The sequence below is a fragment of the Actinocorallia aurea genome (genome assembly GCF_054783995.1).
In genome coordinates this window covers 76,292-97,205 of sequence record NZ_BAAGPQ010000021.1, presented here as the reverse complement: position 1 = coordinate 97,205, position 20,914 = coordinate 76,292, and the positions used below count along the sequence as shown (strand labels likewise).

The following is a 20,914-nucleotide window of genomic DNA, read 5'->3' as shown; positions in this document are numbered from 1 at the left end:
GCCTTCCGCACCCGGGCGTTGTACCGTTCGCCAATGATCGAGGTGCTGGCGGGCGGAATGCTGACGACGGTGCAGGACCTGGGCCGGACGGGCCTCGCCCATCTGGGCGTGCCGAAGGCGGGCGCGGCGGACCGGGAGAGCCTGGCGCTCGCCAACCGCCTGGTCGGCAATCCGGAGGACGCCGCGGGCCTGGAGCTGACGTTCGGCGGCGCGCGGCTGCGGTTCGTGCGCTCGGCGTGGGTGGCGGTCACGGGCGCGCCACTGGAGTGGGCGGTGGACGGGCGGGGCCAGGCCTGCGACGGCCCGTGCTTCGTGCCCGGCGGCGCGGTGGTGCGGTTCGGGGCTCCGGAGCGGGGCCTGCGCAGCTATCTGGCCGTGCGCGGCGGCATCGCGGTGCCGCCGGTGCTCGGCAGCAGGTCGACGGACCTGCTGTCGGGCCTGGGCCCGGAGCCGCTCACCGAAGGCATGACGCTGCCCGTCGGCAAGGTGGTGGGGGGCTTCGACGGGGTGGACCTCGCGCCGCGCCCGCTCCTGCCCGCCACGCCGGTGCTCGGGGTCATCCCCGGACCGCGCGCCGACTGGTTCACCCCCGACGCGCTCGGCACCCTGCTCAGCGCGCGCTACACGGTGACGGACAAGAGCAACCGGGTCGGGGTGCGGCTGGACGGCCCGGTGCTCGCCCGCTCGCGGGAGGGCGAGCTGGCTAGCGAGGGCATGGTGACGGGCGCGCTCCAGGTGCCGCCGGACGGCAAGCCGATCCTCTTCCTCGCCGACCACCCCACCACGGGCGGCTACCCCGTGATCGCGGTCGTGGCCGAGGCCGACCTGGGACACGCAGCCCAGCTGCGCCCGGGCGACGAGGTGACCTTCCGCCGCACCGGCTGAGCGGCGCCTTCAGGGCTCTGCGGGCCAGGCCCGCAGCGCCTCCCGCAGCGCGGGGGAGGGGACCGGCTCCCACAGGGAGGTCTCCTTGGTCTGCGGATCCCATGTGCCCGCGACCCGGCCCTCGTGGAGCACGACGGGCGCTATCCAGCCCGCCGTCCGGCTGACCTCCGCCCGGCGCTCGGGGGGAATGAGGGCAGCGCACGAGGTGCCCGCCCCGAGGACGTACGGATCGAACGCGCCGAGCAGGACGACCTTCGGCGCGGGCGGCCCGTCGAGGAGGGAGGCGACCTGGCCGGCCGGCATCCGCATGGGCACGCCGTCCACCGACACCTCCGCGAGGCCGTCGGCGGCCGCCGCGAACCAGGCGCGCAGTTCGCCCTTGCGGCTGGAGCCGCGGGTGAGCCAGGCGTCGAACATCTCGGGGGTGGCCGGTCCGTGCGCGCCGAGGTACTCGCCGATCACGGTCCGGGCGGCCTCCGCGACGGGCGGGGGATCCCCGAGCCGGGGCGCGGTGAAGGTGACCAGGGAGCCGCGGGCCGGGCCGTGGCAGAGCACGCCCCACCAGGCCAGCGGCTTGAGCAGCGCGCCCCAGCCGCTGCGCAGCGCCTCGCTCAGATGGGCCGAGCCGGTGCGCCCGGTGATCTCCGCCACGAGTTCCTCGCGGGTGAGCACGGCGCCGCCGGCGAGCGCCTCCCGCGCGGCCTCCGCCAGGGCCTCCAGCTCGGCGGGGGTGGCGCCGAAGGTCCTGGTCCAGCTCGGCTTCTCCCAGGTGCGCACGGTCGCGCACAGGGCCAGGAACGCCGCGGCGCGCTCGCGCTCCAGCAGGTGCAGGGTGCCGCGCATCGCCCAGGTCTTCAGCAGCGTTCCGGCGGCCAGGGCGGGGCCCGGGGGAGACGCGCCCCGGATCCGCAGCGCGGTGGCCGCGCTCGCGGCGACCTGCGCCTGCACCCCCGCCAGCCGGCGGGCGAGTGCGACGGGATCGGCGGGCCCGCCCCCGGAGAGGAACTGCCGGTGGGCCCGCCAGGCCAGCACCCGGCTCCATGTCGTCTCGATCATGCGTTCGACGCTACGCGACGCCACCGACACTTTCGCGGAACCGCACCCGGTCGCCCGGTTCCAGCAGCGACGGGGGTTCGCGGTCGGGGTCCCAGAGGCGCAGGTCCGTGCGGCCGATCAGATGCCAGCCGGCCGGCGACGCCGACGGGTAAACCGCGGTGTAGGGGCCGGCGATCGCGACGGATCCGGCGGGCACCGAGGTGCGCGGGGTGGCCTTGCGGGGCAGGACGAGTGCTTCCGCCAGCCCGGTCAGATAGCCGAAACCGGGAGAGAACCCGAGATAGGCCACCGTGTACTCGGCCGCGGAATGCCGCCGGACGACCTCCGCCACCGGCAGTCCCGTCAGCTCGGAGACCTCCGCCAGATCGGCCCCGTCGTAGACGACGGGCACCTCGACGAGCCGCCCCCGCGCCTCGGCCGCGCCGGCCTCCAGCGCGGCGATGCGGCCGGCCGCGTCGCCGACGGGCCCGGTGAACACCACGAGGACGGTCCGCTCGCCCGGCACGATCTCGGCGACGCCCGCGAGCCCGGCCTCGGCGATCGCGGCCCGCAGTGCGTGCGGGGCGCCGGTCTCGATCAGCAGCGCGCGGTCGCCCGCGGGCCGGATCTCCATCAGGCGAACGGGATGATCTGGACGCCCGCGTCGGTCAGCGCGCGCCGGACCGATCGGGCCAGCTCCACCGCGCCCGGGGTGTCCCCGTGCACGCAGATCGACCGCGCCGAGACCGGCACGACGGACCCGTCGATCGCCTCGACCTCCCCGGAGACGGCCATGCGCACCGCGCGCGCGGCGACCTTCTCCGGATCCCGGACGACGGCGACCGGCGAGCGCCGGGAGACCAGGGTCCCTTCGGGCGTGTAGGCGCGGTCGGCGTAGCACTCGGCGATGGTCTGGAGGTCGTCGTGGACCTCGGCCAGGACCGACCCGGGCAGCGTCAGGACGGGCAGCGAGGGGTCGTAGGACAGGACCGCCTCGGCCATGGCCATGGCCTGCTCCCGGTCGTGGACGACCCGGTTGTACAGCGCGCCGTGCGGCTTCACGTACGAGACCCGGGTGCCGCAGCTCCGGGCGATCCCGTCGAGGGCCGCGAGCTGGTAGAGGATCTCCGCGGAAAGCTCCTCGAACGGCACGTCCATCGAGCGGCGTCCGAACCCGGCGAGGTCCCGGTAGGAGACCTGGGCGCCCACGGTGACCCCGCGCGCCTGCGCGGCCCGGCACACCGTGCGCATGATCAGCGGATCGCCCGCGTGGAACCCGCAGGCGACGTTGGCGCTCGTCACCACCGACAGGAGCGCGGTGTCGTCGCCCAGCTGCCACGTGCCGAAGCCCTCGCCGAGGTCGGCGTTGAGGTCGATCGTCCGCAGGTCCATGACGGTGGGCCTCCTGCCCAGCTCGACGGCCCGTCCCGCGACCAGCCTGTCGCTCACCCGTACACCTCCTCGTGGATTCGGCCCACCTCCGTGACCGGAGCCCACGCCTGGTAGACGCCCCGGTCGAAGTACTCCAGGCCGAGCGCCTCGGCCGCCGGGGCGCTGCCGCCGGTGTACTCCACCCGCAGCCAGCCGTCATGCTCCCCGATGATGAGGAACGGCTCGTCGCGCCACACGCAGCGGGTGACCACGTACTTGAGCTGGTCGACCTCCCACGCGGGCACGACCTTGACGAACCTGCCCGGAGCCGCGGCGACGAAACCGACCCGCGGGTCGGCCGAGTACAGCCGGACCTCGCCCTCGCCGGGCGCGCAGGCGAACTCCTCGCCGTGCCATGTGGCGAAATATCCGTCGCGCACCTACACCGCCGCCCATCGCGTGCCGTCGGCGTCGAACAGGGCGACCAGCACCCTGCGGCCCGACCTGTCGAACCGGTAGATCTCGGCGCCGTGCGGCAGCCGCTGGCTGTCGACCTTGAACTCGGGGATCGCCGTGCCGAGGCCGGGCGCGAACCCGTTGCCCTCGAACGGCGGATGCTCGACCACCCACCCGCCGGGCATGCGGCGCATCGCCTCCTCGTCCGCGCCGCCGAACGGGGTGCGCAGGGGACCGCCGAACCTGGAGTGCCAGCGCAGCACGTGCACCGCGTCGTCGTCCGGGGAGAAGCTGGAAGACCGCCCGTGGCCGAGGCCGAGCGCGGCGTACAGCAGCTTGGGCGTGGTCAGGGACAGGACGTCGGCCACCCGGTGGACGTACCCGGCCACGCGGTCGTACCCGCCCTCCAGGTAGTGGACGACCAGCGGGTGCGGAAGCACCTTCTGCATGACGAGCCGGGAGGAGACGCCGCCCGAGAGGCGGGCGAGCGTCAGGGAGTCCAGGTATCCGGCGCTGGGGAGTCCGTCGTCCACGGCGAGCTGCCAGTGCGGCTGAGGCCAGTCGGCGACCAGGGCGCGCAGCTCGGCCGTCGCGTGCGGCTCCTCAGGCGGCGACGTGTAGGCCTTGAGGTACACGCCGTCGGAGTAGATGACGGTGCCCGTGACGTACAACTCGGCGCTCTGCAGGACGTTCAGGTAGCCGTCCCTGTCGCCGTTGGCCTTGGCCTCGGCGAGGCGCACCGCCGTCCGGTTGGGCATCCTGGCCGGCCCGCCCGCGACGGGCACGTCTCCGGCGGGCGCGGCGCCGCCCTGTCCGGCGGTGGGACGCCCGTCGGGCCGGGGGATGTCGGCGAGGGTGTCCCCGGCGGGGGAGGGCCCGTCGGAGACCGCGGCGAACCGCGCGGTGTCCTCGCCGGAGTCTGCGGGGCGTTCGGCGGTGGGCCCGCGGTCGGCCATGGTGACGCCCGGGTCTCCCGACGGGGCCGGGAAGGCGAAGGCCCCCGACGTGAGCGGGTCGTCCTCGGGACCGGACGGGCGCGGCATGTCGGCGGCGGGCCCACCGGTGTCCGCCGAGGGCGGGGAGGCCGGGGGCGGGGAGAAGGTGAACGACCCGGAGGTGAGGGGGTCATCGTCACCGTAAGGCGGACGCGCGTACAGGTCGTCGGTGACCGGCGGGAACGAGTACGGCCCGGACGAGCTCGGGTCGTCCTGCGAGGGCGCGGCGGGCGGGAAGGAGAACGCACCCGACGTGAGGGGGTCGTCCTCCGCGGCCCTGTCGGAGGGGCCCGTACGCGATGGGAAGGAGAACGATCCGGAGGTCAGCGGATCGTCGTCCCGCGCCGGCGGCCTCGTAGGCGGGAAAGAGAAGGACCCCGACGTGAGCGGGTCGTCGTTGTCGGCCGCTCCCCCGTAAGACGGCATCCCGTAGGGGTCCTCCCGGGGGACGCTGAACGATCCCGAGGTGAGGGGGTCGTCGTCGAAGGGGGGCAGGGGAGGCAGGGAGTAGGCGCCCGTAGAGGGGCCGGACTCCGGCGGCGAGGGAGGAGGCGGAGTGGACGGACCCACGCGGGTCGCCAAGGGGTCGCCGTCGGAGGGGACGGCCGGGAAGTGCGCGGTGTCGGCCGTCGTGAGCAGCGGGTCGTCCTCCGGGCGGTAGGGCGGCGCCGGAGGGGAGTCCGGGTGCGGGTCGGCCCAGGAGACGTCCCCGTACGGATCGCGGTAGCCCGCGGCGGGGTTCTCCGGGAAAACGGGATTCTCCGGGCGGGAGGACGCAGGGAAAGAGGCCTCGGGGAAGGGGTCCTGGACGGGCGGCACCGCCGCCAGCCGGGGCGGGACGTCCGGCAGAGGCGGCGGGACGTGCTTCTCCGTGGCCCTGCCGGCTTCGGCGGGCTCGATGCCGAACTCCGTCAGCTCCAGGAAGACGCCGCCGCGGAACGACTCGTAGGCGAGGTCCTCCGGGCCGTCCGCCCGCTGCACGTCGCGCAGGGCGATCGTCATCAGGGTCGCCACCTCGCGGAAGGAGTCGGGCGGCGAGGAGAACGAGAGGTCGTAGGTCCAGTTGCCGAAGGTCTCCGGCCGCTGCCAGCCGAGGTCGGCGAGCCTGTCCTCGGCGACGGGGTCGAAGCGCAGGGCGGCGCCCAGGACGGAGCTGCTGACCGCCTCGGCGTGCAGCAGGTCGCCCGTGCGGAACGCCTGCACGTAGTGGCTGCCCTCGGTGCGCCGGTGGACGACGAGGACCATGTGCGAGTCGAGCCCGGCGAGTTCACGGGCCAGCCGTTCGGCGAATTCTCCCCAGTCCATGGCGCTACTGCGTCCGGGAGGTCTCGGACCAGCGGCCGCTGACGCCGTCGAACACCGCGATCAGGCCGGTGTCGGACCACAGCTGAGCGCCGTGCGGCAGCCGGATCGGCAGGCCGGGAGCGGGCGGCAGCACCTGGGCGTCGACCGCGGACACCCGGCCTGCGGTGCGGCGCATCTCGGCGAGCCGCTGGACGGCCGGCGCGTCGAAGCGCATCTCGCTCGGCAGCCCCGGGTTGACCGTGAGCTGCCAGGCCGGATCGGGCCAGCCGACGGCCAGCCCCAGCACGTCGGTGCGGTGGTGCGGTCCGGCGTACCCCGCGGCGTCCTGGGCGGCGGGCGAGGTGAACGCGAGGACGTGCACGGCGCCGTCGTGCAGGACGGTGCGGTAGCCGACCTGGCCCGCCCCCGTCAGCGGGAGGAGCAGCTCCGCGCCGATCAGGATGTCGAGATAGGTGACGTGGTCGTCTTGTCTTCGGGCTTCGGTGAGGATGTCTTCCACGGTCGGCTCCCGAACCGGGACGGGCGCGGAGATGGGCGCGGAGATGGGCGCGGGGGCGCGACGGCGGCCCGCCGCCTGGGCGGAGGGGATGCCGAACCGCGGCAGGTCGATCTGGCCCGTCCCGTGCCGGTGGAACGACTCGTAGACGAGGTCCAGAGGCCGCCGGACGCCTTGGACGTCGCGCAGGGCGGTCACCATCATGTCGGCGAGCAGGGTGAAGGCGCCGGGCCCGGAGTCGGGCGGCAGTTCGGTCCACCAGTTGGCGGGCGACCAGTCGGCCGTCGGAGGGCGCCAGCCCGCCTCGGTGAGGATCTCCTCGTCCGACGGGCCGAGCAGCAGCGGGCCGTCGAGGAAGTTGTTGCTCACCGACTCGGCGTAGAGCCGGTCGGGTTCGCGCATCGCCTGCACGTAGTGCCTGCTCTCGTCGCGTTCGCGGACGATGAGGATGGTGTCGCGGTCGAGGGTCGACAGCTCAAGGGCGAACCGCTGGGCGAACTCCGACCACTCCAAGGCGATTCTCCGTTTCACGCTGCGGGGCATCCCCCCGAACGTCCAGCGAATGATCCCGATGCGCTGTCACTCTGGCAACCGGGCGGCCACAGTCTAAAGGTCTTCCGGGCGTATCTTTCGGAGAGCCCGGCGCAGACCGGGACGGTCCCGGTCGAAACGTACAACGAGCCGCATCAGCCCGTGCACCACGAGGTGGCGCTGGCCGCCCTCGTCGAGCAGCCGCTGCGTGGCGTCCCACAGCTCGGGAGGGTCACCCTTCCACAATCCGTCGGCAAGCCGCTCGTATCCGTCGAGTTCGGCCTCGGTGGCGCCCGGGTGCTCGTAGGCGAGCATCACCCTTCGGTCCGCGGCGTCGGCGGGGTCGAGCCCGGCCAGCTCACCGGTGAGGAACGGCAGGGCGAAGGCGCGGCGAGGCAGGGCCTCCAGGTCTCCGTCGGGAAGCAGCTTCTCGACCAGCGCGCGGTCCAGCCCGGAGGACGCCGGATCCCGGTAGGCCTCGCCGAACTTGTGGGTGGCGTCCCACACGGCGTCCAGGGTCGCCCGCACGCCCTCGTCGGGCAGGTTCGTGCGGCGGGCCGCCCAGCGCGCCCACGCGGCGAGCACATGCGGCATCGCCTCCTGCTCCGACGGGCTGAGGAACACCTTGCGGGGCAGCCAGTCCAGCAGGAACATCTCGCACTTGATCGGGCTGACCCGCAGGGGGCGGCCGAAGTCGCGCGCGCAGCCGTAGTCGATGATCCGGTCGACGCACCGGCCCGCCGCGGCGAGGTCGGAGAGCTCGTTCGCCTCCTCCGACGCGAGGAACCGGGCGCCGAGGGTCGCCTTGCGGTCGGCGCTCCATGCCGGGAGCGGGGGCTTGAACCCGCCAGGGGGCAGCGCCCGTACGCGGGCGCGCAGCAGCGCGTTGTAGGAGGCGAAGCTGTCGCTCACAGGGGCGTCGCGCAGGGACCCCGTAAGGTCGAGCGCGGGTTCCAGCAGCGCCCTCGCCTCGCGCGGATCGATCTCGGCGAACTCCATGAGCGGGCTGGAGAGCGCCTCCTCGCGGCAGTGGTCGAGCAGCCGCTGCACCTGAGAGGACACCCAGGCGTCCCGTACGAGCCCGCTGTCGGCGGGGCCGTCGAAGCGCCCGCCCAGGTTCTCGTCCACGAGGACGACCAGGGCGTGCTCCTCCTCGCCGCCGTACGTGAAGGTGCACACGACGGTCTTCTGGTCGCCGTAGACGTCCTTGGACAGGTAACAGGCGGAGGGCTCCACGAGCACCAGCCGGTCGGCCCACGCGGGCCGGGCCACCCCGGCGCCCATCAGCCGCAGCGCTCCCCGCTCGGCCTTGGCGGCCTGGCGCGGGGTCCCCAGATGGGCCACTCCGGACAGCAGCGCGAGCGCCGCCGGGTTCGCCGAGCGGATCGCGTGGTCGAGCAGGGCCTCGCCGACGACCTTCTCGACGTCGCCCTGGCCGGATCTGCCGCCGTACCAGGCCCCGAGGATCTCGCTCACGATCAGCTCGGCGTCCAGGGGGCTGCGCACGGCGAGCAGTTCTCGGGCGTGCATGAGCATGTCGTCGAAGATCCCCGAGATCTCCTCGGCGCGGCGCGGACTCACGCTGAGCACACTACCTTCCGGCCGCGGGGACGGGTGGGTGTTCCGGACAGGGGCGGCAGGCCGCTCCATAATGGATCGCATGGTGGAACTGCGACTCGCCCAGGACCCGGAGGCCGACGCGCTGCTGTCGCGCAGCCCGCTCGCGGCGCTCATCGGCATGCTGCTCGACCAGCAGGTGCCCATGGAGCGCGCGTTCGGGGGCCCGCTGACCATCGCGCATCGGATGGGCGGCGAGGACCTCGACGCGCACGAGATCGCCGCGCACGATCCCGAGGCGTTCGCCGCGCTCATGGCCGAGACGCCGGCGGTGCACCGCTACCCGGGGTCGATGGGCAAGCGGATCCAGCAGCTGTGCGCCTACCTCGTCGAGCACTACGACGGCGACGCGGAGGCCGTCTGGGCGGACGTCCCCGACGGGCGGACGCTCCTGCGGCGGCTCAACGAACTGCCCGGTTTCGGCAAGCAGAAGGCACAGATCTTTTTGGCCCTGCTGGGGAAGAGGTTCGACGTGGCACCGGAGGGCTGGCGGGAGGCGGCCGGTGCGTACGGGGAAGAAGGTTCTCACCGTTCGGTCGCCGACATCACCGGCCCGGAATCGTTGGTGAAGGTGCGGGAGTTCAAGAAGGCGGCCAAGGAGGCCGCCAAGCGAGGGGGCTGATCCCGATTCCGGCGAGTCAGGGGTACCGGGCACGCCCCGCGTTCTAGGATCTCGGGGCGCTTCGCGCCATGGCGCCCGTTGGAGGGGACGACTAGGGTGACATTGACCGGATGGGTCCGACGAGACGGGTGGTTGTGCAACCGCGCGCACCTCGGGATGATGAAGTGAATCCGACCGCTGTTGTGATGGAGGCGGGAGCGCCAGCCTGCTCCCATTCACCCAAAGTGATCGAAACTTGCCTCGCCGTAGGGCGTGAGGGGCACCGGAGGTGGCGGCGATGAGCACCGATACGTCTGTGCCCGGCCCGCGGGTCTCGGGCCTTGCGGCGTCCGATGCGGCGCTCTTCACGACACTGGTCCGCGAGGCCCCGATGGGCTTCGCGTTCTTCGACGCCGAGATGCGCTGCCAGCGCGTCAACGACACCCTGGCCGACCTCTTCGGGGTCCCCGCCGACGATCTCGTCGACACCCTCCCGGCCGACACGCTGGTCGAGGACGTCGCGGCGGGGGTGACCGCGCAGATCGCCGAGGTCATCTCCACCGACCGGGCCGTGCTGGACCGGGACCTCCGCTTCGCGGGCGAGGCCGAGGGCGACATCGCCCGCTGCTGGGCGACCAGCTGGTTCCCCTCGCACGGCCCCGACGGCAAGGTGCTCGGCGTCGCGCTGATCGCCGTGGACGTCACCGAGCGACGGCTGGACGAGGAGCAGATCCGCCGCAAGGAGGAGCGGTACAGGTCCCTGGTGGAGGCCTCCTCCCAGGTGGTCTGGGTGACCTCCCCGCGCGGCGAGGCCGTCGACGACGCACCCGAGTGGCGCGCGATCACCGGCCAGACGCTGGAGGAGTACCGCGAGGGCGGCTGGCTGTCGGTCGTCCACGAGGAGGACCGCCAGCGGGTCGAGACCTCCTGGCTGGAGGCGCTGGACGACAACCGGACCTTCCAGATCGCCTACCGGGTCCGCACCAAGACCGGCGCGTTCCGCCAGTACGAGGTGCGGGCCGTCCCGATCAAGCGGGGCGAGCAGGTGGTGGAGTGGGTCGGCGCGAACACCGACGTCACCGGCCAGCGCGAGGCCGACGAGATGCGCGGCCGTCTCACCGAGCAGCTCTCCGCCGCGGCCCTGCGCACCGCGCGCCTTCAGCAGGCCACCTCGATGCTGGCCGAGGCGCTGACGGTCTCCCAGGTGGTCTCGGTGATCACCGAGGTGGGCAGGTCGGCGATCGGCGCGGACCGCTCCTCGGTGGCGCTGCTCGACCACGACAAGTTCCGGCTCACCCTGATCTCGCCCGACGGCGCGGCAGAGGGCGAGGCGCCCACGGTGATCCCGGTCAGCGCGTCCACCTCCATGTCCGTGGCGGTCCGCGAGAGCCGCCCGTTCCTGGCCTCCACGCCCGCCAGCCTGCGGCAGCAGCTCGGCGGCGGCGCGGAGCTGGAAGGCTACCTGGCCGAATCCGATGAGCGGGCCTGGGTGGGCCTGCCCCTGCTCATGGCGGGGTCGGCGATCGGCGCCCTGCGCTTCACCTTCACCAGGCCCAGGGAGATCACCGAGGAGGAGCGGGTCTTCCTGGAGGCCCTGGCCGGCCAGTGCGCGCTGGCGGTGGGCCGCGCGACGCTCTACGAGCAGGAGCACAAGACCGCCGAGACCCTCCAGCGCTCCCTGCTGCCCGACACGCTGCCCCAGCTCGCCGGGATGCAGCTGGCGGCCCGCTACCACCCCGCGACCCGCCACGTGCAGGTCGGCGGCGACTGGTACGACGCCTTCCGCCTGGCCGACGACAGGCTCGCGATCGTCGTCGGCGACGTCATGGGCAAGGGCGTCCTGGCCGCGTCGGTGATGGGCCGGGTCCGCAACGCGCTGCGGGCCCTGGCGCTCAACGACCCCCGCCCGGCGGCCGTGCTGGCCGGGCTCGACCGCGTCTTCTCGGCCACCGAGCCGGAAGAGCAGTTCGTGACGCTGGCCTACGCGGTGATCAACCCGGACACGGGCGCCGCCGTGGTGTCCAATGCCGGACATCCGCCGGCCCTCGTCGTCCGCCCGGACGGGCCGCCGTCGCTCGGGTTCGCCGAGCCCGGGACGCCCCTGGGCTGGCCCTCCCAGCGGCAGCAGTCGAGTTTTTCCGTGGAACCCGGCAACACTGTCGTGTTCTATTCCGATGGACTTGTAGAGAACCGTCGGCGTGGGGTCGACGCGGGACTCGACGAACTTGTCGGAGTCGCCGGGAACGCCCCGCCCGACGTGGTCCGAGACCCCGAGATCCTCGTGGATTACCTGGTCGACCAGATGCTGGCCGGGTATGACCAGGACGACGACGTCACGGTGCTCGCGCTCCATGTTCCACCCAGAAACACGGCGTAGTCCGTACGAAGGACCACTGGACTCCCCCTAAGGTGGTGTGTTAGCGGGCTCCGGGTACGATGCTCCTTCCCTGACGGGCCTGAGGACCGTGTCTGATTAGAGGCACGGGCCGCCGAAGCCACACGTTCGTTCGAGAGGTATTTGTGTCGCCTGCCAGTTCTACCTCGAAGCCGTCCGAGCTGCACGACCTCGTCATCGAGCAGCTCCTCGAACGTGCCAGGACGCAGGGCTACATCGAAGCTGACGATGTACGCCGGACGTTCGAGGAGGCCGACATTCCGGTGTCGAAGGCCCCCGCCATCCTGCGGAGCCTGAGCAAGGAGGGTGTGACCGTCATGGTGACAGCTGCCGACTCCGCGGCGCCCAAGCGCCCGCGCAAGGCCGCCGCTCCACGCCGCCCCAAGACAGCGGCCGCCGCCAAGGAGAAGCCGGAGACGGTGACCGCGGTGGTGGAGGAAGGCGAGCAGGAGACGCCCGCCGCTGCCAAGCCCACCCGAGCCCCTCGCAAGCCGAAGGCCGCCGCACCCGCCAAGCCGGCGGCGCCCGCGGCCAAGAAGGCTGCGGCCCCGGCGAAGCCGGTCAAGGCCGTCAAGAAGGCCGGTCCGGACTCAGATGACGAGGCCGAGGACCTTGAGGAGATCGAGGACCTCGACCTGTCCGACCTCGAGGTCGACGAGGCCGTGGAGGAAACGGCCGAGGAGACCGAGGAGACCGAGGAGGACGACGAGCCTCAGGCCGCCGAGGTCCCCAAGCCCCGCGCGGCGGGGGAGAAGGACGAGGAAGAGGGCTTCGTCCTCACCGACACCGACGACGACGAGGACGCTCCCGTCCAGCAGATCGTCGCGGCCGGCGCCACGGCCGACCCGGTCAAGGACTACCTCAAGCAGATCGGCAAGGTCCCGCTGCTCAACGCCGAGCAGGAGGTCGAGCTCGCCAAGCGGATCGAGGCCGGCCTGTTCGCCGAGGAGCGCCTGGCCAACGAGGTCGGCCGCCTGTCGGAAGAGGACCTCGAGGACCTCGAGTGGATCGCCGAGGACGGCCGCCGCGCCAAGAACCACCTGCTGGAGGCCAACCTCCGCCTCGTGGTCTCGCTGGCCAAGCGCTACACCGGCCGCGGCATGCTGTTCCTGGACCTGATCCAGGAGGGCAACCTCGGTCTGATCCGCGCGGTCGAGAAGTTCGACTACACCAAGGGCTACAAGTTCTCCACGTACGCCACCTGGTGGATCCGTCAGGCGATCACCCGCGCCATGGCCGACCAGGCCCGGACCATCCGCATCCCGGTCCACATGGTCGAAGTGATCAACAAGCTGGCCCGCGTGCAGCGGCAGATGCTCCAGGACCTGGGCCGCGAGCCCACCCCGGAAGAGCTGGCCAAGGAACTCGACATGACCCCGGAGAAGGTCGTCGAGGTGCAGAAGTACGGCCGCGAGCCGATCTCCCTGCACACCCCGCTGGGTGAGGACGGCGACAGCGAGTTCGGCGACCTGATCGAGGACTCCGAGGCGATCGTCCCGGCCGACGCGGTCAGCTTCACCCTGCTCCAGGAGCAGCTGCACTCGGTGCTCGACACCCTGTCCGAGCGTGAGGCGGGCGTGGTCTCGATGCGGTTCGGCCTGACCGACGGCCAGCCGAAGACGCTGGACGAGATCGGCAAGGTCTACGGCGTCACGCGTGAGCGGATCCGGCAGATCGAGTCCAAGACCATGTCGAAGCTCCGCCACCCGTCTCGCTCTCAGGTGCTTCGGGACTACCTCGACTGATCGCTTCGTCGGGTTTGACCACCGAATCGATCACGGCGGGCCGTCTCCTGGAGACGGTCCGTCGTATTTTTTCGGATCTTGCTCCCCCAAAGAGGGCGATTTACATGCTGTTTACGTAAGCGCACTTACCGAAGCCCCCGTACTCCCTAGTCTCGCTTTTCATGGGAGTGATGGAGGTTGACAGGGTGCACTTGCAGCCCGCGGGACACCGTCCTCGGGCCGAGCGCGTCATCGAAGGACGCCCCTGGCTTGACCCGATTCTGGATCAGGCCTGCGACGCCGTCCGCGAACGCTATCTGAGAGTCGCGGTCTCCGCTCTCTGGGAGACCCGCACCGATCCCGAGCGGCGCTCGCTGCGCGTGGAGTACCTGGCGAAGGCCGCGGTGGGCTGGAGCAAGGGGATCGAGGCGCTGATCGCGCACGATCCGCGCAATCCCGACCTGCACCTGTGGCTCGGCCGCACGCTGATCGAGGAGGCCTGGCAGATAAGGCCCGCCGCCCGGTCGCGCTCACAGCAGGCCGGCGGATACCAGGCGTTCACCAAGGCGCTGCACGAGGCTCGGTTGCCGCTGAAGACGGCAGCCGAGCTTTTTCATGACGACCCGGTGCCGTGGGAGTCGATGCAGTGGCTCGCCCTCGGGCTGGAGACCGACGCCGACGACAAGACCGAGCTGTGGAAGCAGGCCTCGTCGCGCTGGCCGACCCTCTATGGCGCGCACGTCGCCCGGGTGATCAGCCTTTCCCCGCAGTGGGGAGGGGTCGCCGAGGAAATGTTCGATTTCGCCCGCGTGGCGATGAGCATGTCCTCGCGTGAAGATCCTCGTGCCGCGCTGATGCCTCTCGCCTATTTCGAGTACTTCGTCCAGGAACGTTCCGGAATTATCAAGGGCACGTCGTCCTGGTTCTCCGGTTCCGAGATCCGCGACGTCGAGGCCGCCGCCCGCGGCTGGCACGAGGGCCCCCGCCCGCACCCCCGGACGATCGAGGCGCACAACCTTTTCGGCGCGGCCTTCCACCTCGCCGACGCGCGCCGCCCCGCCCGCAACCACCTGCTGCGGACCCAGGGCCGGCCGTCCTCGCTCCCGTGGACCTACATGGGAGGCAGTGCCGCCGATCAGTACACGAAGGCGTGCAAGCACCTCAATCTCATGGACGGCTGACCTCAGGGCTCGTTGAGCACCACGTCGATCACGCCGCTTCCCTGCTCGACGGCGTAGCCGAGCTCGGAGAGCGTCTTGGCCAGCTCGTCGGCGGTCGCCGCCTCGACGCCGTGGACCAGCAGGTCGCGGGCGACGGCGCCGCGCGTCGCCTTGGCCATGTGGCTGACGACCGAGCGCTTCACCACGCCGTCGACGACGCGTTCGCGAAGCACCCGTACGCCCACGGAGGGCCGCTTCCAGGCGGCCGCGTACGGCGCCGAGCGCATGTCGACGACCAGACCGCCGTGGTCGACCGCCTCGTGCAGCGCCGGGCGCCAGACGCCCGCGAGCGCGCCGAGGGACGGCAGCCGCACACCCATCGCCAGCCGGTACGGCGGCACCCGGTCATCGGGCCGGAGGACTCCCCACAGCCCGGAGAAGATCAGGATCTTCGCGCGCGCGGCCTCGTCGAGGTCGGCGAGGCGCAGATGGTCGTAGAGCACGCCCGTGTAGAGCTCGGCGGCCCGCAGGGTCGGGGCGGCGCGCAGCTCCCGGTTGCGCGCGATCGCGTCGCGCTGCCCGTCGGTGAGGCCCAGGACGGCCTGAGCGTGCGCCTCGGGGCCGGAGCACAGCTCCGTGAGCGAGGCCAGCACCTTGTCGCGGACGGGCGTCAGGGCGGCGTAGGAGAGCGTCGAGAGGTCGAGCGGCGGTCCGGTCCCGGCCGTCCGCTTGCCCTCTGACGGCGGCAGGAGGATGAGCATCAGATGATCTTAAGCAGGACGAAGGACCGCCCTGGACGGACGGCCCTTCGCTCAACCTGTCGGGCTGATCAGTACTTATGCGTGGTCGTCGCCGCGCAGTCTGTTCTCGGTCAGCTTGTCGGTCTCGTCGTGGAGCTCAGCCCCCGAAGCACGGAGGGTCTCCCCGTACTTCCGGCCGTGGTGGGCGCAGAACAGTAGATCGGCGCCACCGCTGAGGGTGGCACGCACATACGCCTGGGCCCCACAGCGGTCGCAGCGGTCCTGCGCGGTGAGCGGCTTGGTCGGGGCAAGGGTTCCAGTCACGGCACCTTCCTCTGTACTCGGGGGTCGGTACTTAGGAGAACATCTAACCCGACCTGGGCGTTCCCAAAACCTCCTGCGCTACGCCGACAGCAGAAAGCGCCTTCTTCACCGAGGGTTCGCCATGATCCCACCACGCGCAGGGCCCGTTTCAGTGACCGAAGACACAGAATTCGTTGCCTTCCGGATCTGCCATGACGGTCCACCGGATCTCCGCATCCTTCGCCCGCAGGACCCGCGCACCCGCCGCCACCAGGTCGGATGCCTCGCCGGAGACGTCCCAGTGCAGGCGGTTCTTGACGGTCTTGGGCTCCGGGACGGGCACGAAGTCCATCGAATCGAACGGCGCCAGCGGGATTTCCCGGATCGACCACCAGCCGTCCCCCTCGACGGCTTCGGCGCCGAGGGCTCCGGCCCACCACGCGGCCTGCGCGGCGGGATCGGCGCTGTCGACGACGAGGGACCTGATCCGGCCGTCGGCGGGGCCGGGGAACACGCAGAACTCGCCTCCCTCGGGATCGGCCATGACCGTCCATTCCGGCTCGCGGGACAGGACGCGGGCCCCGAGGGCCTCCAGGTCCGTGATGCCGGTCGCGGGCCGGACGTCCAGGTGGACCCGGTGTTTGACGGTCTTGGGCTCCGGCACCTTGTTGATCCAGATCGTCTCCTCCTCGACGGGGCCGCGCAGGACCGACTCGCCCTCTTCGTCGGGGTTGTCGGCGAGTCCCAGGAGACGCCCCCAGAAGGCGCCGAAGGGGACGGCGTCGTTCGCGTCGATGCAGAGGTCTTTGAAGATCGCGATGGCCATGCCCCTCACGGTAGGCCCGGTCCCCGACGGCCGGCCGGACCCCGCCGTCATTCCCGGCGAACCCGGACGGCGCTCGTCCGTCGGCCGGACGGGGTAAGGTCTTGCGACGACGATGCAATGCATGTTCGAACCGGCAAGGTTCGAGCCGGGTCCGGGCCCGCCTGGGGCCGCCGAATGAGGGCGGGCCGACGTCGTCCGGCCCACCGGGCCCGCGCGGGACATCGTGTCCGAGGAGCGTTTGAGGGAGCGTCGTGACCACCGCCGTCGAGGAAAACGTGGACGCAACCGGCTACTCCGCCCGGCACCTGTCGGTGCTGGAGGGCCTGGAGGCCGTGCGTAAACGCCCCGGTATGTACATCGGGTCGACCGACAGTCGCGGCCTCATCCACTGCCTGTGGGAGATCGTCGACAACTGCGTCGACGAGGCGCTGGCCGGCTTCTGTACGAGGATCGACGTCGTGCTGCACGCCGACGGGTCCTGCTCGGTCGCCGACAACGGGCGGGGCATCCCCGTCGACATCGAGCCCAAGACCAAGCTGCCCGGGGTGGAGCTGGTCATGACCAGGCTGCACGCGGGCGGCAAGTTCGGCGGCGTCTCCTACACCGCCTCCGGCGGCCTGCACGGCGTGGGCGCCTCCGTCGTCAACGCGCTGTCGGCGCGGCTGGACGTGGAGGTGGACCGCTCGGGCCACACCCACCACATCTCGTTCCGCCGCGGCATCGCCGGAATCTTCACCGGCGAAGGGCCGAAGGCCTCGTTCAAGAAGAAGTCGGGCGTCGTCGAGGGCGCGCAGGTGGCGCGGGGCGCCACCGGCACCCGGATCCGCTTCTGGCCGGACTTCCAGATCTTCCTCAAGGACGCCTCGATCGCCACCGAGCCGGTGCTCGACCGGATGCGGCAGACCGCCTTCCTGGTTCCCGGCCTGGAGATCACGGTCACCGACGAGCGCGCCGAGACCCCGCTGTACGAGGCGTTCCGCTTCGAGGGCGGCATCGGCGAGTTCACCGGCTTCCTGGCCCGCGACCCGGAGCTCTGCGACGTCCTGCGCATCCAGGGCAGCGGCAACTTCACCGAGACCGTCCCGGTGCTCGACGACCTCGGCCACCTCGTGCCGACCGACGTCCCGCGCGAACTCGACGTGGACGTCGCGCTGCGCTGGGGCACCGGCTACGACACCACGGTCCGCAGCTTCGTCAACGTGATCGCCACGCCCAAGCACGGCACCCACGTCCTCGGCTTCGACCGCGCGCTGGTGCGCGTGATCAACGAGCAGCTGAGGGCGAGCAAGCTGCTCAAGGTCGCCGACGACAACGTGGTCAAGGAGGACATCCTCGAAGGCCTCACGGCGGTCGTCACCGTCCGCCTGCCCGAGCCGCAGTTCGAGGGCCAGACCAAGGAGATCCTCGGCACCTCCGACGCCACCCGGATCGTCAACCAGGTGGTCGGCAGGCAGCTCAAGGAGATCTTCGAGAACCCCACGCGCGCCCAGAAGCAGCAGTTGCGCACGGTGCTGGAGAAGATCGTCTCGGCGGCCAAGACCCGGATCGCCGCGCGCACCCAGCGCGACACCCAGCGCCGCAAGAACGCGCTGGAGTCGTCCGCGCTGCCGGCCAAGCTGGTCGACTGCCGCACCACCGAGGACCGCAGCGAGCTGTTCATCGTCGAGGGCGACTCGGCGCTCGGCACCGCCAAGCTGGCCCGCGACTCCGAGTTCCAGGCGCTGCTGCCGATCCGCGGCAAGATCCTGAACGTGCAGAAGTCGTCCGTGGCCGACATGCTCAAGAACGCCGAGTGCGCCGCGATCATCCAGGTCCTCGGGGCGGGTTCCGGGCGGACGTTCGACGTCGAGGCGGCGCGCTACGGCAAGATCATCCTGATGGCCGACGCCGACGTCGACGGCGCGCACATCCGCACCCTGCTGCTCACCCTCCTGTTCCGCTACATGCGGCCGATGGTCGAGGCGGGCCGGGTGTACGCGGCGGTGCCGCCGCTGCACCGGATCCAGCTCACCAACCCCAAGCGCGGCCAGGACAAGTACATCTACTGCTACTCCGACGCCGAACTGCGCCGCAAGCTGGTGGAGCTGGAGCGCAAGGGCCTGCGCTGGAAGGACCCCGTGCAGCGCTACAAGGGCCTCGGCGAGATGGACGCCGACCAGCTGGCCGAGACCACGATGGATCCGCGCCACCGCACCCTGCGGCGCATCCGCATCGAGGACGTGGCCGAGGCCGAGCACATGTTCAACCTGCTGATGGGCAGCGAGGTGCCGCCGCGCCGCGACTTCATCATCGCGGGCGCCGCCGAGATCGACGAGACGCGGATCGACACCTGACGGTCCCGGGTCAGGAAAGTGTCCGGGCCGGGTCAAGGTAGGGGCAAGGGGCCCGCGCCGCCGGACGGCTCCCGGCACCCTGATCGTCGTGCAGAAGAGTGCGATGGTCGCCGACTACCTCCAGCAGTGCGCCCGGTGGCGGCTCGACCGCGCCGGGACGGCCGACGACCGCCGCGACGCGCGCAGCGCGCTGGCGCTGCTGGACGCGGCGGCGCACGCCCGCGCGCTGAGCGACAGCGACAGGCTCATCCTGCGCCTGCACGCCGCGGGCTGCTTCGTCCTCGGCAGGTACAGCCCGGGCGTCGAGGGCGAGAAGATCGTCCGCTTCTGGCACTACGAGGCGCCGGGCGGCGAGCCCGAGGACCTGCTCGCGCTCCTCGTCGCCTGCGCGGAGAAGGCCCGTATCCCGGTCCCCGCCCAGCGCACCCCCGAGTGACCCCTTCGGCGAGCGCGGTGGGGTGCCTTGGTCAGTCGCGCCACTTGATGCCGCAGCCGAGGCTCGGCCTGTGCGGCTCGGGGACCGGATGGCCGGTCAGGGCGAGTTCGAGGGCGTCGCGCAGGGTCGCGCCGGTGGCGGGGACGTCGTTGGACGGGCGGGCGCCGTCGAACTCGCCCCGGTAGACCAGGGTGCGGTCGGGGGCGAAGAGGAAGAAGTCGGGCGTGCAGGCCGCGTGGTAGGCGCGGGCGACGTCCTGGGACTCGTCGTAGAGATAGGGGAAGGCGAAGCCCGCGCGCTCGGCCTGCTCGGCCAGGCGGTCCGGGGAGTCGTCGGGATAGGCGACCGCGTCGTTCGCCGAGATCCCTACCGTGGCGACTCCTCGCGCCGCATAACGGGACGTCAAAGCGCCCAGCGCGCTTTCGATCCGCCGTACGTACGGGCAGTGGTTCGAGAGGAAGACCACGAGCAGGAGCGGATGCTCCTCGACGGAGGCGAGGGTGACCGTCGTTCCGTTCAGGTCGGGCAGCGAGAACGCGGGCGCGGGCGTACCGAGAGGAACCAGGAAGGACTGGATGGCCATGGGGACATGGTGGCATCCTTCGCCCGCGCGGACGCGGCGGACAGGCCGCTCTGGAGCGGGGACCAAGCGATTGGTACGCTCCCGCCCATGCCCACCCAGGATGAGATGAAGGCCGCGATGCGCGCCTACGTAGACGGTTTCGCCAACAAGGACGCGGAATCCGTCCTCGCTCTGTTCGCCGAGGACGCGGTGGTCGAGGACCCCGTCGGCACCCCTGAGAAGCGCGGTGAGGAGATCGCCAAGTTCTACCGTGACGCCGTCGCCTCGGGAGTCACCCTCGTCCTTGAGGGCCCGCTCCGCGGCTCGCACGGCAACGGCGCCGCGATGGCCTTCACCATCGAGGCCCCCGAGATGAACCTCAGCATCAAGGCGATCGACGTCTTCACCTTCGACGACGAGGGCAAGATCGCCTCCATGCGCGCCTACTGGGGCCCCGACGACATGGGCGGCGCCTGATCCCGCTGCGCCTGATCCCGCTGCGCTCGGACGCCTCGACGCCGCCGTCCCCCCGACGGCGGCGTCTGTCGCCACGAACATCCGATATGGGGTGTTCGAGTGTGCTTGGGTGACGGGATGTCGATCGCCAAGTGGGTGTGGTGGGTCGTGTGGGTGGCGGCGTCGCTGCCGGCGGCCGGAGTGCTGTGGTGGGCCGACGCCTCGCCCTCGACCAGGGAGGGCGGGTGGGCGCTCGGCCTGCTGATGTGGGCGGTGATCGGGGGAGTGTGGCTGGTGCAGGTGATCTGGTGGCGGAGCCTCGTGGTCGTGGTCGTGCCGGTCCTGGCGCTGGCGACGTACGGCCTGCTGCGGACGGATCTGCCGCTCGCGTCCGGGTTCGCGGTGTCGCAGGGCGCGCTGGAGGAGATGCGGGAGTCCGGGGAGGCGGGGGTCGCCGGGATCTACGCCATCGGCTCGGTCGAACCCGGCGACCACGGCATGACGTTCCTGGAGATGGAAGACCTCGGCGGGGCGTTCTACGCGGAGGCGGGCTTCCTGCACGCGCCGCAGGGGGTGTTCGCGGAGTCCGAGCTCATGCAGTACGTCGAGTTCGGGCACATCAAGGGCGACTGGTACTGGTACAACGTGCCTGAGAGCACTCTGTGAAGGTCGTGCCGGTTAGAGTGC

General features: G+C 71.6%; 20 protein-coding genes. 9 read left to right on the top strand and 11 right to left on the bottom strand.

The genetic code is table 11. The features are described 5' to 3' along the window. The first annotated feature begins 33 nt into the window (after positions 1-33). Entirely contained in the window at positions 34-885 is an 852-nt protein-coding gene (locus tag ACYVOM_RS25490) for a 5-oxoprolinase subunit C family protein (RefSeq protein ID WP_460306019.1), read from the top strand. 9 nt (positions 886-894) lie between these two features. On the opposite strand, the gene ACYVOM_RS25485 is transcribed toward ACYVOM_RS25490, so the two are convergent. The 7 genes from ACYVOM_RS25485 to ACYVOM_RS25455 all read right to left on the bottom strand — a co-directional run bounded on the left by ACYVOM_RS25485 (position 895) and on the right by ACYVOM_RS25455 (position 8,655). After that, positions 895-1,941, bottom strand: coding sequence for a DNA glycosylase AlkZ-like family protein (locus ACYVOM_RS25485; RefSeq protein ID WP_460306018.1), 1,047 nt, complete (start codon positions 1,939-1,941; stop codon positions 895-897). Between the two features lie 10 nt (positions 1,942-1,951). Beyond that, positions 1,952-2,554, bottom strand: coding sequence for a 5-oxoprolinase subunit PxpB (gene pxpB, locus ACYVOM_RS25480; protein WP_460306017.1), 603 nt, complete (start codon positions 2,552-2,554; stop codon positions 1,952-1,954). Next, positions 2,554-3,312 (bottom strand): LamB/YcsF family protein, encoded by a 759-nt coding sequence (locus ACYVOM_RS25475; protein ID WP_460306048.1) that lies wholly within the window; start codon positions 3,310-3,312, stop codon positions 2,554-2,556. The genes pxpB and ACYVOM_RS25475 overlap by 1 nt, the downstream gene beginning before the upstream one ends. A 53-nt stretch (positions 3,313-3,365) precedes the next feature. Continuing rightward, entirely contained in the window at positions 3,366-3,731 is a 366-nt protein-coding gene (locus tag ACYVOM_RS25470) for a hypothetical protein (protein WP_460306016.1), read from the bottom strand. Further along, positions 3,732-6,047 (bottom strand): TY-Chap domain-containing protein, encoded by a 2,316-nt coding sequence (locus ACYVOM_RS25465; protein WP_460306015.1) that lies wholly within the window; start codon positions 6,045-6,047, stop codon positions 3,732-3,734. A 4-nt stretch (positions 6,048-6,051) separates the two neighbouring features. After that, complete coding sequence (locus ACYVOM_RS25460) at positions 6,052-7,074, bottom strand: TY-Chap domain-containing protein (RefSeq protein WP_460306014.1); 1,023 nt, start codon at positions 7,072-7,074, stop codon at positions 6,052-6,054. 75 nt (positions 7,075-7,149) lie between these two features. Beyond that, positions 7,150-8,655, bottom strand: a complete 1,506-nt coding sequence (locus tag ACYVOM_RS25455; RefSeq protein WP_460306013.1) for a hypothetical protein — start codon at positions 8,653-8,655, stop codon at positions 7,150-7,152. A 79-nt stretch (positions 8,656-8,734) separates the two neighbouring features. Here ACYVOM_RS25455 and ACYVOM_RS25450 point away from each other — a divergent pair, with 79 nt between their 5' ends. The 4 genes from ACYVOM_RS25450 to ACYVOM_RS25435 all read left to right on the top strand — a co-directional run bounded on the left by ACYVOM_RS25450 (position 8,735) and on the right by ACYVOM_RS25435 (position 14,592). Beyond that, entirely contained in the window at positions 8,735-9,313 is a 579-nt protein-coding gene (locus ACYVOM_RS25450) for an HhH-GPD-type base excision DNA repair protein (RefSeq protein ID WP_460306012.1), read from the top strand. 277 nt (positions 9,314-9,590) lie between these two features. Further along, a complete protein-coding gene (locus tag ACYVOM_RS25445) occupies positions 9,591-11,669 on the top strand; it encodes a SpoIIE family protein phosphatase (RefSeq protein ID WP_460306011.1) in 2,079 nt (692 codons plus the stop codon). A gap of 143 nt (positions 11,670-11,812) precedes the next feature. Next, the gene (locus ACYVOM_RS25440) at positions 11,813-13,432 is read left to right on the top strand and encodes an RNA polymerase sigma factor (protein ID WP_460306010.1); all 1,620 of its coding nucleotides are present in this window, start codon (positions 11,813-11,815) and stop codon (positions 13,430-13,432) included. 170 nt (positions 13,433-13,602) lie between these two features. Continuing rightward, positions 13,603-14,592, top strand: a complete 990-nt coding sequence (locus tag ACYVOM_RS25435) for a hypothetical protein (protein ID WP_460306009.1) — start codon at positions 13,603-13,605, stop codon at positions 14,590-14,592. A gap of 2 nt (positions 14,593-14,594) precedes the next feature. On the opposite strand, the gene ACYVOM_RS25430 is transcribed toward ACYVOM_RS25435, so the two are convergent. The 3 genes from ACYVOM_RS25430 to ACYVOM_RS25420 form a co-directional block, all read right to left on the bottom strand. Beyond that, the gene (locus ACYVOM_RS25430) at positions 14,595-15,332 is read right to left on the bottom strand and encodes a YaaA family protein (RefSeq protein ID WP_460306008.1); all 738 of its coding nucleotides are present in this window, start codon (positions 15,330-15,332) and stop codon (positions 14,595-14,597) included. Positions 15,333-15,407: 75 nt separating this feature from the next. Further along, positions 15,408-15,635, bottom strand: a complete 228-nt coding sequence (locus tag ACYVOM_RS25425) for a DUF7455 domain-containing protein (RefSeq protein WP_123668500.1) — start codon at positions 15,633-15,635, stop codon at positions 15,408-15,410. A 148-nt stretch (positions 15,636-15,783) separates the two neighbouring features. Next, a complete protein-coding gene (locus ACYVOM_RS25420; RefSeq protein ID WP_460306007.1) occupies positions 15,784-16,440 on the bottom strand; it encodes a VOC family protein in 657 nt (218 codons plus the stop codon). 251 nt (positions 16,441-16,691) lie between these two features. Here ACYVOM_RS25420 and ACYVOM_RS25415 point away from each other — a divergent pair, with 251 nt between their 5' ends. Together ACYVOM_RS25415 and ACYVOM_RS25410 are read left to right on the top strand one after the other, a co-directional pair. Next, the gene (locus tag ACYVOM_RS25415; protein ID WP_460306006.1) at positions 16,692-18,773 is read left to right on the top strand and encodes a DNA gyrase/topoisomerase IV subunit B; all 2,082 of its coding nucleotides are present in this window, start codon (positions 16,692-16,694) and stop codon (positions 18,771-18,773) included. A gap of 88 nt (positions 18,774-18,861) precedes the next feature. Then, complete coding sequence (locus ACYVOM_RS25410) at positions 18,862-19,209, top strand: hypothetical protein (RefSeq protein WP_460306005.1); 348 nt, start codon at positions 18,862-18,864, stop codon at positions 19,207-19,209. Positions 19,210-19,240: 31 nt separating this feature from the next. Here ACYVOM_RS25410 and ACYVOM_RS25405 read toward each other — a convergent pair whose 3' ends face one another. Continuing rightward, positions 19,241-19,792, bottom strand: a complete 552-nt coding sequence (locus tag ACYVOM_RS25405; RefSeq protein ID WP_460306004.1) for a thioredoxin family protein — start codon at positions 19,790-19,792, stop codon at positions 19,241-19,243. Between the two features lie 87 nt (positions 19,793-19,879). On the opposite strand from ACYVOM_RS25405, the gene ACYVOM_RS25400 reads away from it, so the two are divergent. Next, a complete protein-coding gene (locus ACYVOM_RS25400; RefSeq protein WP_460306003.1) occupies positions 19,880-20,248 on the top strand; it encodes a nuclear transport factor 2 family protein in 369 nt (122 codons plus the stop codon). Positions 20,249-20,365: 117 nt separating this feature from the next. Next, positions 20,366-20,893 (top strand): hypothetical protein, encoded by a 528-nt coding sequence (locus ACYVOM_RS25395; protein WP_460306002.1) that lies wholly within the window; start codon positions 20,366-20,368, stop codon positions 20,891-20,893. Positions 20,894-20,914 lie beyond the last annotated feature (21 nt).